Below are 16,055 nucleotides of genomic sequence, written 5' to 3'. Positions count from 1 at the left end.
ACATAAATGATATTCATGAGAAGCACTTAGGATAGGCTGAGGTTCTTCTTTTAATATCTTACCAATATTGATAGCATCAATTTTTGCTAGTAAGTCCGTTAAGAGAAAAGTAACAGCCATCGGTTTCCTTGGTGACCAACATAATCATAGGTACATCTGATATGTAGAGTATAAGACCAAAGCCGATAATCATACATTAATCGGGATTTCAAAAAAATGGTTCCAATTTGTCTAGTGCAACTCTGGTAGCAAAGATGGACAATAAGGAAATTAACACCAATAGTGCATTGAAATAAAACCCTATCTCTCTAAAAAGTGTTCTATTGACCATGTTTGTATCCGCGTCAATATTAGATAACGTCTGATGACGTTCCTTATTGTCCTGAGTTTCCATTAACTGTTGCAGGGAAAGTTAGGTTCTATATAAATGGAAAAGAGGATTTCAGAATTGTTTGTCTAATTATTATGGGTAAAGAACATTTTACTATGGAGGCGGGCCAAATGACAAATATCCTTCAAAAGAGGCTGTTTAATCCTTCATTTTAGAAATCAGAAAGAAACCTGGAACATCATTCATCGCCTTTGCAATAAAATGTAAATTTCAAATTCCATTTATTACTGGAGGGGAGGTGCTTTCCTTCTCAAGCTAGAAACCTAAATTCTCCTATGGATAGCATCAAAGCTGCCACAGGGAAAATTTAACTGAATTAAAATGGTAAAGAAAAGGTATGTGTAGGAAGTTTATAGCATGATTCATAATAAAGTGAGGATGGTGATATTTATGTTTTGTACAAGACTTATGGGCAAAAAGCTGTTGTTGCTTCTTTTCGGCACAGTACTTCTGATGTCAGCGGCAAACAGTGATATAGTCCAAGCAAAAGAGCAAAATAAAGATGATATCACGGTTTCACCAATACCGCAGCAACTGGAGGTAACAGGTAAAGGTTTTCCGATTACTCCGGTAGTCGGGCTGGTGGCAGGTGAAGACACCGATGAAGCAGCAATACGAGAAGTCGTACAAACTTTAGAAGCTTCAGGTGTTAATCGCATTGTACGCAGCACCCCCGGTGAACCGGCACCGAATACGCCTGTAACAATCTGGATTGGCAGCACCTCGGATAATCCTGATGCCATTGACGTCCTAAACGAATTGGAAGTTGATGGACCAGAAGCGCTGAACAAAGAAGGATACGTGCTGGCGACAAGCAATAATGGTGAGAAGGAAATCATTCTTGCCGGGAAAGATAAGGAGGGAACTTTTTATGCTGCCAAGACATTTGGACAGGTCATTCAGGAGCGTCAGGGACGTGATTGGATGCCATCAGTTAGCATTCGCGATTGGCCGGAAATGCCTCTCCGCGGAACGATTGAAGGATTCTACGGGCAGCCATGGTCGCATGAAGATCGGCTGAGCCAGATTGAATTTTATGGTCAAAACAAGATGAATACTTATGTGTATGCTCCAAAAGACGACCCGTACCATCTCAGCAAGTGGCGTGAACCATATCCTGAAGATCGCTTTAATCAGCTAGAGGAACTTGTACAGAAAAGCAAACAAAACCATGTGCAGTTTGTATTTGCGCTTTCTCCAGGGTCAAGTGTTTGCTATTCGGGGAATGAGGATTTTAGGCTGTTGATGGACAAGATGCAATCCATGTATGACATTGGCGTCCGCTCGTTTGCGATTTTTTATGACGATATATCAGGTGCCCTGCAGTGTAAAGAGGATCAGGAACGGTTTGGGGATGAAGAAAGCCCGATTGCTGCAGCCCAAGCATATTTATTAAATCGCTTCCAGAAAGAATTCATTGAAACGCATGGAGATACCGAGCGGCTGATAACGGTGCCGACTGAATATTCTGGGCTTAGAGACACGGCCTATAAACAGCAATTTGGGGAGCTGGTCAATCCAAGTGTGATTGATGATTGGACAGGACCTGCTGTGGTTTCACCTGAAATTACTGGAGAACAGGCACGGGAAGCAGCAGACATGTTCAATCATGATTTGCTCCTCTGGGACAACTATCCGGTAAACGATTTTGAGACGAGCCGGCTGTTCCTTGGCCCGCTTGAAAATCGGGATAGTGATTTAACTGAGCATGGTGTACTGGGGATAACGGCCAATCCAATGATACAGGCGGAAGCGTCAAAAATTGCTCTCTACACGGTAGCAGATTATACATGGAACCCGGCTGATTACAATTCTAAAGAATCATGGGAACGCAGCCTCAAGGCGTTTGGCGGTGATGCTGCAAGTGCCCTGAAGACGTTTGCGGAAAATTCTTATGCCTCCAATCTGAATGGTAACGAAGGCGCACTTACACTCACGACGTTGATTGACGAATTCTGGGAGGCCTACGAAAATAACAATGCCGAGGATGCAGCGAATCAATTGCTAGACGAATTCAAGACTTTTGAAGAGACGCCAGCCCTATTACGGGAAAACTTAGATAATGAAAATTTCCTTGACGAAACATATGCCTGGCTCAAAAAGCTTGAAATTCAGGGGAAAGCTGGGCAGGAAACTGTGAAAATGATGATGGATTTACAAAATAATGACCAAGAAGAAGCCGATCAACACCGGTCAAATCTTGATGAGATTCTTGCCAATGACACAATTGAACTGGACCTCGACGAGCCTAAAGTGGCAACCAAAGCTCTTGACGGCGTTAACCGTTTCCGTGGCGCAGCAGAGCTCATTCTATATACGCCCGAATATGGCGCGACGACCCGCACAAATATTTATGGCTATGAAATCACAGTTGTGGATGACATAGTAGTTAAAATGGGGGGCAACAACTCACCAATTCCCGATGACGGTTATGTGCTCAGTCTTCATGTCAGCAATTGGCTGGAGGACAATGCGATTATCGGTGCAATAGTCAGTATTGATAATGGTGAAGTAACCCTGACAATTCCGGAGGGTGAATACACGATTCCGAATGACAAAGTAATTGCCCCGGGCGTGATACAGCCGTTTCTGGAAAAAGCGATGACGATTCATTCTACATCAAATGCAGCAAACATGAAAACATTAGAGAGGAATTCAGGGGAGATAGCGAGATAGAAAGCAATGAGGCTGCATGAATTATAAACACCTCCTGTTTGATTAATTTCTATAGCTTATTCGTTCGTCTTTATTTAAGAAACTGTATTTACTGGGAGTAAGTCACGGGAAACCAAAAAGGGATTGTGCAGAATAAAACCACATGGGACAACGAATGAAGCATGCCGGTTTTGGATTAAAAACAATCGTTTGAAAAGATTTTCAGCATCCCTTCTAATAAAAATTCTGGCCAATCGTTAGCTGAAGTTATTTTAGAAAGATTTTGCTATGCCTTGTTAACAACGTTAAGTATTTTAGTATTTTTCTTTATTTCTTTTTCAATCACGCAAGTTTTGAAAAAGAAACATCGAATAAAAAACAAATAAGGGGAGAAGCTCCCCTTATTTGCTTATAAATATCCTTTTTTTTCAAGCTGGTAAACTGATTTCTACCGACAATCAGACGATCTAGTAGTTAATTCCAAGTATCTTTCCACTTCGACAAGCCGTCTAGTGACATGTATATCTTCTTGCGAGGGACTGCTATCACCAGAAGGATGCTGGTGAAAGAGAATAATGGAAGCTGCATTGTTCATTATTGCTGCCTTGAACACCTCTCTTGGATGCACCATACTGGAATTCAATGACCCGACATGCGACCGATGGACTGCCACAACCTGATTTTTCGTGTTCAGACATGCGACGAAAAACACTTCTCTGTCGTCGTCAGCAATGAAGCACCTTGCGATATCTGCGCCATCCTCCGGGCTGCGAATACTCCTCATTTTGACAAGATCTCTGTGCTTATTGTAATTCACGTTTACTTTTCACGCTCTGTAAAGCGTGTGAAACCGGAATTAGGCTTGAGAATTCCAAAACTTAGATTAACCTCAATTTTTTATTGACGAAAAATTGATCCTTCCTTGGTACAACTTGTGTAGGGGATGGACAATCTGAGCAGTTTTCACATTCATAAATTTTAAATGAGTGTTGGAAACCTGAAGTAAAAATTTTAACAGATAGTGGCTTATTATTATTTAAATATAAAAGCTAGTGAATTATAATGCTAGTTTATTTAAAATACTCAGGATGCCAAAACCCTTCAAACTGCGGATCCGTTTCGATTAATGTTTGGAAATCTTTTGTTTGATAAGCAGCAATTAGATCCTTCACAAATTGTTTATCTTGATCTTCTGCACGCACCGCAACCAAGTTTTGGTACTCAAATGGTGGATTTTCTAGTAATAAACTATCCGAAAGCTTACGATCTGAAGCTAAAATGTAGTTACCATTTACCAAAGCAAAGTCCACATCACTAATTACTCGTGCAAGTTGTGCTTGTTCTACCTCTATAAATTCAATTTGAACGTAATATTCCTCTACATCTTTTGTACTTACAGAAATCGGCTCATAATCCTGTTTGAACTTAAGAAACCCTGCTTCTTCTAGAATTCTTAGTGCACGTGCAATGTTCGGTGGGTCGTTTGGAATGGCAATCTTATATGTTTTATTTAAATCTAAATTGTCAAATGATGTATATTGATCTGAATAAATACCCATTGGCGCTGTTGGTACTTTAATCATTTCGACTAAATTCAAATTGTTCTGTCCGATAAAGTTCTCAAAATAGGCAGTATGCTGATATATATTTGCATCCAAAGAACCTTCTTCTAGAGCAAAGTTTATTTCGTTTCCATTCGTAAATTCATTGTATTCAATCTCGTAGCCCTTTTCTTTTAAAATAGGCTCAATCCCTTTACGGACTTGGTCACTATATGGTCCTGGTGTAAAACCAACTCTTATTAGTTTTGTTTCATCTACAGATGCCGTTTGTTCTGATGAACTACAAGCTGTAACTACCAATAAAGCAAAAATCGAGATAAGTACCCATGCTAATTTTTTCATTTTCATTCCTCCATTAATTAAAATAAAAATGGCACATTGTTTACAGTTGATTTTGTAAACAAATGTGCCTCCGGTTTTCCGGTCAGAAATAAAAGTTATCCAATTGGAATTAATAGGATTGTATCAAGTAAATTTTTTTTTCGCAATACTTTTTTTATAATATTTTTCTTATTTTTATATCACTATATTAAATATATTAATCGAATATTTAAAAATATATTAATTCCTACTTGACTTATCAGTTTAATTAGTTTATTCTAAATTTTGAATATAATAAACCGCACCAGCCAGAGCCCATAAATAAAGTGTGCAATAGCATAATTGTTCACAAAGGAGTTTTTGTTGGTAAATATATGGCTAAGTGACTGGAACACCAGAGCTTCTAACAACCTACCTGTAAAAGTAGGCCTTGTTAGGAGCATTTTTTTTTAGGAGGGATGATTGATGAGCATCATTAATGGAGCAGAGAATATTTGGCTTGATGGCAAGAGAGTTCCTAATCCTGCAGAGCATGAAGCATTTAAGGGCACGTTTCAAACGATTTCCAAGCTAATCCAATTAATCGACCATGACGAAGTAGGTTTCGATGATGTCAGTGTACAACGCAAGGTTCATAAAGCATTTTTAATTCCAAAGTCCTTAGAGGATTTACGTAGTCAACGGCAAGCATACGATACATGGGCAGGTCACACTTTTGGTATGATGAGCCGTTTGTCAGATTACGCTTATTCGCTTATTACAGGATATATCATTGATCGAGAAAAATTCAATGCATACGATTCAACATTCTCAGAAAAAATAACCGCTTATTTTGAAGAGGTAAAGCGTGAGCGTCGATTAATTACTACCGCTATCTCCGATCCACAAATCGATCGTTCAAAACCAATTACAGAAAGACCAGAGCATGCACTATTACATGTAGTTGAAGAGAACGGTGCAGGTATCTATGTTAGTGGTGCAAAGATGATTGCAACAGGTGCTCCGTATGTAGATGATATTTTGATTAATACACCTTATCCACATGAGGAAGGACAGAAAAAATATGCAAATTTCTTCATTATTTCTACCCGTTCTCCAGGCCTACGAATTATTTGCCGAAAAAGCCATGCAGAAAAAGATAAGGAGCTTTACCCAATTGCAAGCCAGTTTGATGAAATGGATGCTGTTGTTTTATTTGACCGGGTTTTTATTCCAAATGAGCGCATTTTTATTCGGGGAAATGCAGCTGGCGTAACAGCAGCACATCGGCATCAACAGTTAAATGCACTCGCTCATTATCAAACGGTTGTGCGTTTAGCAAAAAAGCTAACGTTTATTGCAGGTGTCACAACTGCCATTGCTAAAAGTATCGCAGCAGATTCTTTTTTACACGTACAACAAAAATTAGGCGAGCTGTACATGCAAGTAGACACTATTAACGGCTTACTGAAGGCGGCTGAAGTTGAGGGCACAGTACATTCAAACGGAGTGTACTATCCAAATGCAGTTCCTCTTCAAGTGGCACGCAATCTAGGTACGAGTTATTACAGACGTGCGATGTCCATTTTAAAAGATATCGGTGCTGGCGGTTTCACACAATTACCATCAACAGCAATAGACCGTTTTGAAGAAGAGAAATTACAATCTTTGATGACGCAATATTATGCAGGTGCTACAGTTTCAGCAATGCAAAAAACTAAACTTTTTCGATTAGGTTGGGAATTGATAGGAAGTGAAATCGGCAGTCGTCATGATTTATACGAACGCTTTTATACAGGTGACCCGCTACGTATTCAAGGATTATTTTTCGAACAATTCGATAAAACGCCATACGAAGAGCGTTTACAGGGCTTTTTACAAAAAATTCAAAACCCTATTTATGAGGGAGTGAATATATGACTCGTTTACAAGATCGGCTGCAAGATGGGAGAAATGTTTGGTATGGAGGAGAACGCGTCACTCACTTAGTTAAGCATCATGCCTTTAAAGGGACCATTCAAACAATAGATAGGTTGCTCTCTCTACAGCATGGTGAATTGAAAGAGCAGCTTACCTTTCAAAGTGAACTAAATGAGCCAGCTCATTTGTCTTTTTTAGTCCCACAACATGAACAGCATTTGCTGCAGAAAGCACGAGCCTACGAGATTTGGGTGGACGCAACATTTGGCATGATGAGTCGGTTGTCGGAATATTCACGCGAGATAACAACAGGCTGGTATGCTAATCGAAATCATTTAGCAACAATTGCTCCACATATTGATACGAAGCTTGAAGCCATCTATAAAAATTCGCGATCGCATGATTTATTATCAACTGTTGCCGCACAAGATTTACAACGAAATCGCAGTAAATCGGACACGGAACAGCATGGGCAATTACGCATTGTCAAAAAAACAACTGAGGGTGTCATTGTTCGCGGTGCAAAAACCATTGCAACAGCGGCACCTTATGTGGATGAGTTTATTATTTCATCATTCCATAAGCGAAGTGATGAACAGCAAGCATTAGCGAATGTATTTATCATTCCAGCAAACCTAAATGGACTACAAATTATTTGTAGACAGTCATTTGCACATGAAAATAAGGTGAATAATCCATTAAGTGCACGTTTTGATGAAATGGATGCCGTATTAATTTTTGAGAATGTTTTGATTCCCTGGGAGCTTGTGTTGGTACATGAGGACCCTGATGTAGCATGGCAACTACAGCAAGATCCTATTGCAAGTGCACTAAGTCAGCATCAGACAGTTGTTCGTCTAGTAAGTAAATTAAAAAGTGTTACGGCGATTGCATTGGGTTTAGCAAAAAGTGCGGATGTCACGCAGTTTTTACATGTACAAAATATGCTAGCCGAACTAATTATGCAAGTAGAAACGATTCAAGCACTTTTACGTACCGCACAGCATTTAGCCACAGAGCATAACGGAGTCTATATTCCCAATAAGCAGTATTTAGCGACTGCACGTAATTTAGGAACAGTCTACTATCCAAAAGGAATAGATTTAATTCAACAAATTGGGGCCTCAGGTCTATTACAGTCTCCTGCAACCGTGGAGGAATTGCAAAAGTTCCCAGAATGGCAGCCATATTTTACAGCCTCTGACGAATTTGATAGTAACAAACGAACTCTACTGAATAAGCTTGCATGGGATTTTTTTGGTAGTTCACTTGGTTCTCGTCACGAGCTATATGAAAGATTTTATTCAGGTGATCCTGTTCGCACCTATGCGAACTATTACAACCAACACCCACAGCAACAAGCTTTGGAAGAGTTTGCAACATCAATTTTTAAGGAGGCATTATTATGACAAATACACATTTTTATTGGTTTGCTCCAACAAATGGAGATGGCGTATTTTAGGATTGGATTACCATAAATTGAGCCCACACTGGAAAATTTAATAGAGGTCGCTCAAGCAAAGAAGAAGCGGGCTTTGAAGCGAAAAGGGGCTGGTACTGCAATAGTTGGTACACCTGATCAAGTCACTGAAGCATTGCAAGATTATATTGATGCAGGGGTAAGTCATCTCGTATTATCTGGATTCCCACATGCTGACGAAGCACGTCGTTTCGGCAGAGGCGTTTTACCAAGATTCACAAAAGTGACTGTATAAGGAGGTTATTCCATATGAACTATTTAACATGGGGAGCAAATATTAATGGCGGGTATCTACGCTCAAAAATTCCCCAAGAAACGAGCAATGATGTCCCTTATAACATAGAACTAGCTCAGCTTGCTGATAACCTTGGGATGGAAGGGATTTTATATCCTATACGTTATGTCGGACGTATTGGTGGTAGCAACAATACTGATGGACAGTTTGATCCATTGACGCTTATCAGTGCAATGGCAACACATACATCACGTATTCATTTTTTAGCAGCGATTCTGCCAGCGTTTATCCACCCAGTTACATTAGCAAAGGCTGGTGCAACCATTGATCACATTTCTAATGGGCGATTCCACATCAATTTAGTCAGTGGCTGGTTTAAATCAGAACAAGAAGCATTTGGCATTGATTGGATTAAACATCAAGAACGTTACCGGCGTTCAGACGAGTTTTTACAAGTGGTAAAAGGTTTATGGACCGAGGACAATTTTAGCTTTGACGGTAAATTTTATAAAATTCAAGATGCTTCATTACATCCAAAGCCACTTCAAAAGCCATACCCAGCGGTTTATCAAGGTGGGAATTCAACGTCATCTCAACAAGTGGCTGCTAAATATGCTGATGTTTATTTTATGAACGGCGCACCAATTGAAGAACTAAAGCCACAAATTGACGCAGTGACGAAATTAGCAGCAGAGAAAAATCGAACATTATCATTTGCGGTAGCGGCGTACGTCATCGCACGCGAAACGGAAGAAGAAGCACTAACAGAATACGAAGAGATTTTAAAACATGCTGATGAAGCTTCGATTGCTCAGTTTCAAAAGAGCAAAGAAACGCAAGGAATGTGGAAGAACGCCAAAACGATTAGTGATTTTGTAGCAAATAACGAAGGATTCCGCACCGGTTTAATTGGCAGTTACGAACAAGTAACCGAAAAAATACTTGAGCTCGAAAGTATTGGGGTAAGTAAAATTTTGCTAGCGTTGCGTTATCCAATAAAGGAATTACCATTATTCTTTGAGCATGTTGTACCAAAAACAGTGTCTTTCACGTTTAATACCAATGAAACCTTATAAAGTAAAGAAAGGAGTTTTTAAATGATTACATTAACGAATATTAGTAAAACTTTTTCAACCAAAAAAGAGACGTTACAAGCTGTAAGTCCTACTTCTTTGTCAGTTAAAAAAGGAGAAATCTTCGGTATCATAGGTTTTAGTGGTGCTGGGAAATCAACACTACTGCGGATGGTTAATCTGATTGAGACACCAACAACAGGTGAAGTATGGTTTGATGGTGTAGAGTTAACCAAATTGTCACCAAAACAATTACAAAAGCAACGCCCTCAAATTGGCATGATATTTCAGCACTTTAATTTACTTCTTAATAAAACCGTGTATGGCAATATTGAGTTTGCCCTAAAAGCAGCTGGTATTCCGAAAAAGGAGCATCGTAAGCGTATTGAAGGTATTCTTAAAGTTGTTGAACTAAGTGACAAAATAGATTATTACCCTTCTCAATTAAGTGGCGGGCAAAAGCAGAGGGTAGCCATTGCACGTGCCCTTGTGTTGAATCCCAAGGTTTTACTATGTGATGAACCAACATCAGCACTTGATCCACATACTACAGAAAATATTTTACAGTTTTTAAAATCAATTAATGAACAGCTAGGAGTTACATTAATTATCGTAACGCATGAATTAGAAGTCGCAAATACATTGTGCCACCGTGTAGCCGTTATGGAAAAAGGCTCCATTGAGGAGGAAATTATATTATCAGAATCCCCTTCTCCTAAGGCAGCAACAAGCATTGGTCATTTACTGATTGAACATCGCAATAAAGAGCAGCTTCATCACCATCAAAAGAACATTGAATTAGGAGGGGTTGCTCATGTTTAATAACATCGCTTCGTTATTGCCGGAAATATATGAGAGTTTCGGTCAAACCATCTTAATGGTAACAATCTCCCTAAGTGCAGCAATTCTGATTGGGACTCCACTTGGAGTCTATGTTTTTATGACAGATCGGTTGTCGATTCAACCACGTCCCATCTTAAATCGTCTATTAAACTATGCAATCAATTTAATTCGTTCATTTCCGTTTATCATACTGCTCGTTGTATTGATTCCATTTACACGTTTGTTAGTTGGTTCAACAGTCGGCCCTCTAGCAGCATCTATTCCATTATCTGTCGCAGCAATCCCCTATTTTGCTCGATTAGTAGAACAAGCGTTAAAAGATTTACCAGCAGGTACAATTGAGGCTGCCATCGCTTTAGGTACACCAAAGCGCTACATTATCAAAGATGTCTTTTTGAATGAAGCACGTTCAGGAATTATTTTAGCGTTGACGGTTACGACGATTAGTTTTATTTCTTATTCGGCAATGGCTGGCATTGTTGGAGGGGGCGGTATTGGGGATTTAGCTATTCGATATGGCTATTACCGTTTCCAAACCGATGTCATGATTTTCATGGTGGTTATCCTAATTATTATTGTGCAAATCGTACAGTTTGCTGGAACCCTCGTAGCTAAAAAATTAGATCGTCGTAATATATAGGGGGAAGTTAATATGGTTAAAATACTATCAGAGCCCATTGATATCCACTCAGAGTCATTTGAAACATTGCTATCAACTATTAAAGAAGATGCACAAGCTCGTCGCGCGCAGCCAGAACGCCTACTCCCGTTAAAAGCAATTCAATTAATTAAGGAAGCGAAGCTAGGTGCAATCCGTTTACCGAAGGAACTAGGTGGTGCAGACGTGACAACGGTCGAATTACTGGATGTTGTACGTCGATTAGCAAGTGTCGATCCCGATGTAGCACACGCATTACGTGCACATTTTATCTTTACCGAGGATAATTTAGCTGCACCAACTAGTGAGGAACGCACACGACGCCTTCAATTTATTGCAAAAGGTGAGCTCGTTGGCAATGCAACAACCGAAATATCTTCAAAACCACAAGGTTCCAAACAATACGAGACACTATTATCGGAAAAAAATGAAGACTACGAATTGAATGGAAAAAAGTATTTCACAACAGGGACTCTATATGCCGATTGGGTATACGTCGTGTCAGCAGGTGAAAATGACAAGGTTTTTGTTAGCGTCATTCCAACGAATCGGGAAGGTGTGGACGTATATGACGATTGGGACGGATTCGGACAGCAATTAACCGCAAGTGGAACAGCGACATTTACAAACGTACTTGTCAAACGGCATGAAACCATTGAATTAAAACGCGAACAACAAAATTATGTTCCCATTCGCCAGATTTTTTTGCAAGCAGTTATTTCAGGAATCGTGGAGGCGATTGTCGAAGATAGTGTTCATCTAGTGAAGAATAGGAAACGTACTTTTACACATGGTGCAGCAGAAATAGCACAGGATGATCCATTACTTTTACAAACGATCGGTGAAATTCAAGCAACAGCCTTCACTTTAAAATCATTAATTCGTGAAGCAGCGCGAGCGATTGATCTCACTCTTGAAAATCCTTCAATAGAGACGAAGCATGAAGCTGCTCTACAAGTAGCTTATGTAAAAGTGATTGGTGAACAACTTGCACTTCAAGCATCGACGAAATTATTTGATGTTGGTGGTGCATCTGCCACACGTCAAGGATTGTATTTAGACCGACATTGGCGCAATATCCGTACCATTGCATCGCATAATCCGAGCTCCTATAAGCTCAAAGACATTGGAAATTATCTTGTAAATAACGAAAATCTACCAATTAACGGCTACTACTAAAGGAGAGTTGTACGTGTCTTCATTTCTTTATCACCAAAGTGTCTCGATTGATTTTGGTATTGACAGACTACAACATTAACCAAAAATTGTTGAACACTTTGGTTTTGAGAAGGGTTTATTAATTACAACTAAGTCAATGATTCAAAATAAAAATGCTGAAACAATTCTAGTCAGCAGTAATGGGAAAATTGATGCATGATGTTTCAGCCGAATCCAACAACCCAGAATACGGACGATTGTTTAACTGTTTTGCTACATGGTCATTACTATTTTGCAGTTGCATTAGGAGGTGGAAGCGTTTTGCAACTGCGCAAAAGTCGCCGCCGCTCTTGCCCTTACACCTGCATCTACAAACTTCCCAGCATGTCATCCCAAATCAGGTCCTTGTCATATGCGCGGATTTTCAAACCCTTTAAGTTGGCTATGGAATCTTTCATACACAAATCTCAGTAATATTTTTTTGTTTCAATTCTTACTTGACTTATTGGAATTATATAATTAAGATATATAAAAATAAATATAATTTTTAAAAGTGCTAACTGGACTACTAGAGGCTCTTTATTCAAGATAATAACATTTTGAATGGAGAGCCTTCATAGTTTAAAATTCCGGAGTAGCGGTTTATGGAATACCAAAGGGACGGGAACTCGAATTTCTACGGAAAAATGTCAGCTGGTTAGAGATTGGAGTATATGTGTCTTTAAAATGTAATAGAATAAAATTTAATTCTATAGGAAATGAGGTTATATATAATGAATTTAACTGTTAAACCTGTTGAGCAACTTACAAGTGAGGTTAAAGAATATCGTAAAGCTGAGCATTCTGTTAGTCCTTTATTTTTAAATCGTTGGTCTCCTCGTGCCTATTCTAATAAAAAGATTTCCGATGATGATTTGTATAGTGTTATTGAAGCTGCACATTGGGCTCCTTCATCTTTCAATGATCAGCCATGGCGTTTTATTGTAGCTAAAACAGAAGAACAACTGAAAACCTTTCATGAATTCTTATATCCTTTTAATCGAGCTTGGGCAGAAAAAGCACCTGTTCTTGTTCTAGTAGCATCAACTAAACTAAGAGAGAATGGCGATATAAATGGAGCACATGTATTTGATACTGGTACCGCTTGGGGGCATTTAGCTATTCAGGCCACCTTACTGGGACTTAGCACACATGCTATGGGAGGGTTCGACAAAGAGAAAGCCCGTAGCTTGTTAAATGTTCCAGATGATTTTGATCTTCATGCAGTCATTACAATTGGCTATCGTGGAGAAAAAGAAACACTTGATGAGAATTTGCAAGTGCGTGAGAACCCAAGCAGTAGAAGACCATTAAAAGAAGTTGTATTTGAAGGGTCAGTAAATTCATCAGCTGGAATATAATTCTAATCAAAATGCGTTTTAAAAATAAGTTGGTTAAATGCGAACATGATATGGATAATAAATGATTCATTTACTAATAGAATTGATCAGATAGTAATGAGTTAATAACAGTATTTAATAAAAGAAGTAATCCTTTGCTTAATTACCTCAAGTTGAGAGTATTTAAGTCTAGCTGTCAACTTAATTTACAGTGCATTTCTATCTAGAGATAAAAGATCGTAATAATGTTATCTTCCCTTTCCACTTATTGATTTTCTACGATTTTTTAAACAGTTTTATATCCTTTGTATGAATTTTATAAAAATATACTTTATTTATCGGATTAATTAAAAGAAATTCAATAAATTTATAATAAATGTAAAATAGCTGATTGGTCATCCAAAGGCTCCTTTGCGCTGTAAAGTGCATAGGGGCCCTTTTCATTAGCGAATAGTATGTATTAAATAGGGGGTTGGTTAATGAATATTGATCATATTGAAACTTTTGTGTATGTAGTCCATTTGGGAAGTATTCAAAAAGCTGCTGAAGCTTTGGGTTTATCTCAGCCAGCGGTAACAGCGAGAATTAAAACGCTAGAACGTAATCTTGGCATTCATTTATTTTTGCGAAAAGGGAGAGGTTTGATATTAACCGCGGAAGGGGAAACCTTTGTTCCTTATGCAGAACAAATTAATAACACGTATCAACAAGGTAAAAAAATATTGAAAAAAGAATCATAAGTAAGAAGAAATCGCTATTGGAATTGTTTTCCGATTAAGTAAACCAATACAGATCTCCTTGGCTTTACATGATTAATATATGTATTGGTAAAAAATCTTCTTATAAATTAGTATGGAAGATTTTTATCCTTTTAGCCCATCTTAAATTAATGAGCATTATCAGAGTAATAAAAGTATGGCTAACTACTACAGACTATAGCATTTAAAATTTTTTACAAATTAAGAAAAGACTATTTTAAAGGAGTAGTTAAATATGAAGTCAATGTTAGTTATTGGTGGAGATTATCTTGGAACTATTACTAAAAAGTTGGGAGGTGAGGGCTTTAAGGAAGTGATCCATGTAAACGGCAGAAACAAAACAATGATACGAAGAGAAATTCCAAAGAAAGTGGATTTAATATTAGTGTTAACGGACTCCATCAACCACAACCTTTCTGGTGTCATTAAGCGCAGGGCTCAAGAACAAGGAATCCCTATTTATTTTTCAAAACGGTCTTGGAGTTCTATTTATGAAAAAATACATGGAAAACAAACAGCCTGTAAGAAAAAGTAAACCAATAAGGAGGAAATATAAAATGAAAGAAAAATATCCAATTATGAAGGGAGCAGAACCATTTTATTTTAAGAGAAGTGACATTGGGATTCTTATTTCCCATGGATTTATGGGTACACCACAAAGTATACGATTTATTGGTGAAGGATTAGCAAAGTATGGATATTCTATTTTGGCTCCAAGATTAAAAGGGCATGGAACTCATTATTTAGATTTAGAAAAGTGCACGTACAAGGATTGGTTCCAGTCATTAGAAAAAGGATATCAAGAATTAAAACAGTATTGCACAAGTATTTTTGTTTTTGGGCAATCAATGGGAGGAACATTGGCGTTTTGGCTTTCCCATAAGTACCCGGAAATTAAAGGCATCATTTCTATTAATGCAGCTTTAACAATTCCTGCTTATGAACATTTAAGAGGGAAAACTACTCCGAGATTTCTTGATGAAGGAGATCCTGATATTAAAGCAAAAGGTGTTTATGAAATCACCTATTCTAAAAACACCATTCATGCAATTCAAGAACTGCAAACATTAATGGATCAGACCCCTGCTATTCTGCCTACAATTCAATGTCCAGTTTTAGGTTTTAAGTCCATTTTGGATCATGTTGTACCACCCGAAAATACAGATACTATTCTAAAAACTATAAGTTCAGACATAAAGAAAAGAATCATTTTGAAAAACTCTTACCATGTGGCATCCATGGATTATGATAAGGAGCAAATTGTAAAGGAATGCCATCGTTTTGTTCAGCGACATGTTAGTCAGGTAACGGCAGGTGGATAAGCCTTAGCTATGATTTATTTTGATAATCGATTTTATTAATGGATAAAATAAATTCCTCTATCAGTGAAATTATAGAATTTCTATTCTTAAAGTGATAAGAATAACACAAAAATAATAGTATTCAAATCAATGGTAAACAGATTTAACAAAAAAGGAAATACTAAAAGGTTTATAAATATAAGCAATACAACTGGATACATTTCTGGAAGTTGTTAGGATTATGGTTTATAGATATAAATTAAATAAATGTAGGCTTACTGTATCTGGCAATCGTGTTGATATTCGAATGCCCTGCAATTTCTTTAACAGTAACTAGATTAT

12 protein-coding genes and 2 pseudogenes are annotated in these 16,055 nt (G+C 38.1%); 12 read left to right on the top strand and 2 right to left on the bottom strand.

All coding sequences use genetic code 11. The features are described 5' to 3' along the window. Positions 1-748 precede the first annotated feature (748 nt). Positions 749-3,067, top strand: coding sequence for a glycoside hydrolase family 84 protein (locus D8M04_RS07680; RefSeq protein WP_246001150.1), 2,319 nt, complete (start codon positions 749-751; stop codon positions 3,065-3,067). A 427-nt stretch (positions 3,068-3,494) separates the two neighbouring features. On the opposite strand, the gene D8M04_RS07675 is transcribed toward D8M04_RS07680, so the two are convergent. After that, a complete protein-coding gene (locus tag D8M04_RS07675; RefSeq protein WP_246001149.1) occupies positions 3,495-3,830 on the bottom strand; it encodes a JAB domain-containing protein in 336 nt (111 codons plus the stop codon). A gap of 286 nt (positions 3,831-4,116) precedes the next feature. Beyond that, positions 4,117-4,950 carry a MetQ/NlpA family ABC transporter substrate-binding protein gene (locus D8M04_RS07670; RefSeq protein ID WP_246001148.1) on the bottom strand — a complete coding sequence of 278 codons (834 nt, stop codon included), beginning with the start codon at positions 4,948-4,950 and terminating at the stop codon, positions 4,117-4,119. 444 nt (positions 4,951-5,394) lie between these two features. Here D8M04_RS07670 and D8M04_RS07665 point away from each other — a divergent pair, with 444 nt between their 5' ends. The 11 genes and pseudogenes from D8M04_RS07665 to D8M04_RS07615 all read left to right on the top strand — a co-directional run bounded on the left by D8M04_RS07665 (position 5,395) and on the right by D8M04_RS07615 (position 15,734). Continuing rightward, positions 5,395-6,828: a 4-hydroxyphenylacetate 3-hydroxylase N-terminal domain-containing protein gene (locus D8M04_RS07665; protein WP_121522309.1), complete on the top strand. Its 1,434-nt coding sequence runs from the start codon at positions 5,395-5,397 to the stop codon at positions 6,826-6,828. After that, entirely contained in the window at positions 6,825-8,237 is a 1,413-nt protein-coding gene (locus D8M04_RS07660) for a 4-hydroxyphenylacetate 3-hydroxylase N-terminal domain-containing protein (protein ID WP_121522308.1), read from the top strand. The genes D8M04_RS07665 and D8M04_RS07660 overlap by 4 nt, the downstream gene beginning before the upstream one ends. A 126-nt stretch (positions 8,238-8,363) precedes the next feature. Next, positions 8,364-8,543, top strand: coding sequence for a hypothetical protein (locus tag D8M04_RS07655; protein WP_187695422.1), 180 nt, complete (start codon positions 8,364-8,366; stop codon positions 8,541-8,543). Positions 8,544-8,557: 14 nt separating this feature from the next. Next, positions 8,558-9,619 (top strand): LLM class flavin-dependent oxidoreductase, encoded by a 1,062-nt coding sequence (locus D8M04_RS07650; protein WP_121522306.1) that lies wholly within the window; start codon positions 8,558-8,560, stop codon positions 9,617-9,619. Positions 9,620-9,640: 21 nt separating this feature from the next. After that, a pseudogene (locus D8M04_RS07645) lies at positions 9,641-10,303 on the top strand (methionine ABC transporter ATP-binding protein); the annotation flags it as partial. Between the two features lie 127 nt (positions 10,304-10,430). Next, positions 10,431-11,099: a methionine ABC transporter permease gene (locus D8M04_RS07640; protein WP_121522304.1), complete on the top strand. Its 669-nt coding sequence runs from the start codon at positions 10,431-10,433 to the stop codon at positions 11,097-11,099. Positions 11,100-11,111: 12 nt separating this feature from the next. Further along, positions 11,112-12,296, top strand: coding sequence for an acyl-CoA dehydrogenase family protein (locus tag D8M04_RS07635; protein WP_121522303.1), 1,185 nt, complete (start codon positions 11,112-11,114; stop codon positions 12,294-12,296). Positions 12,297-13,048: 752 nt separating this feature from the next. Beyond that, the gene (locus D8M04_RS07630) at positions 13,049-13,675 is read left to right on the top strand and encodes a nitroreductase family protein (RefSeq protein ID WP_121522302.1); all 627 of its coding nucleotides are present in this window, start codon (positions 13,049-13,051) and stop codon (positions 13,673-13,675) included. Between the two features lie 458 nt (positions 13,676-14,133). Then, positions 14,134-14,385: pseudogene (locus D8M04_RS07625) on the top strand (LysR family transcriptional regulator); the annotation flags it as partial. Between the two features lie 262 nt (positions 14,386-14,647). Further along, positions 14,648-14,947 carry a DUF2325 domain-containing protein gene (locus D8M04_RS07620; RefSeq protein WP_121522300.1) on the top strand — a complete coding sequence of 100 codons (300 nt, stop codon included), beginning with the start codon at positions 14,648-14,650 and terminating at the stop codon, positions 14,945-14,947. A 22-nt stretch (positions 14,948-14,969) separates the two neighbouring features. Beyond that, positions 14,970-15,734 carry an alpha/beta hydrolase gene (locus D8M04_RS07615; protein WP_121522299.1) on the top strand — a complete coding sequence of 255 codons (765 nt, stop codon included), beginning with the start codon at positions 14,970-14,972 and terminating at the stop codon, positions 15,732-15,734. Positions 15,735-16,055: the final 321 nt, after the last annotated feature.

The organism is Oceanobacillus piezotolerans (genome assembly GCF_003665065.1).
Classification (GTDB): Bacteria; Bacillota; Bacilli; order Bacillales; family Amphibacillaceae; genus Oceanobacillus; species Oceanobacillus piezotolerans.
The sequence above is the reverse complement of the archived record's forward strand: the minus strand, read 5'-3'. Positions and strand labels throughout refer to the sequence as shown.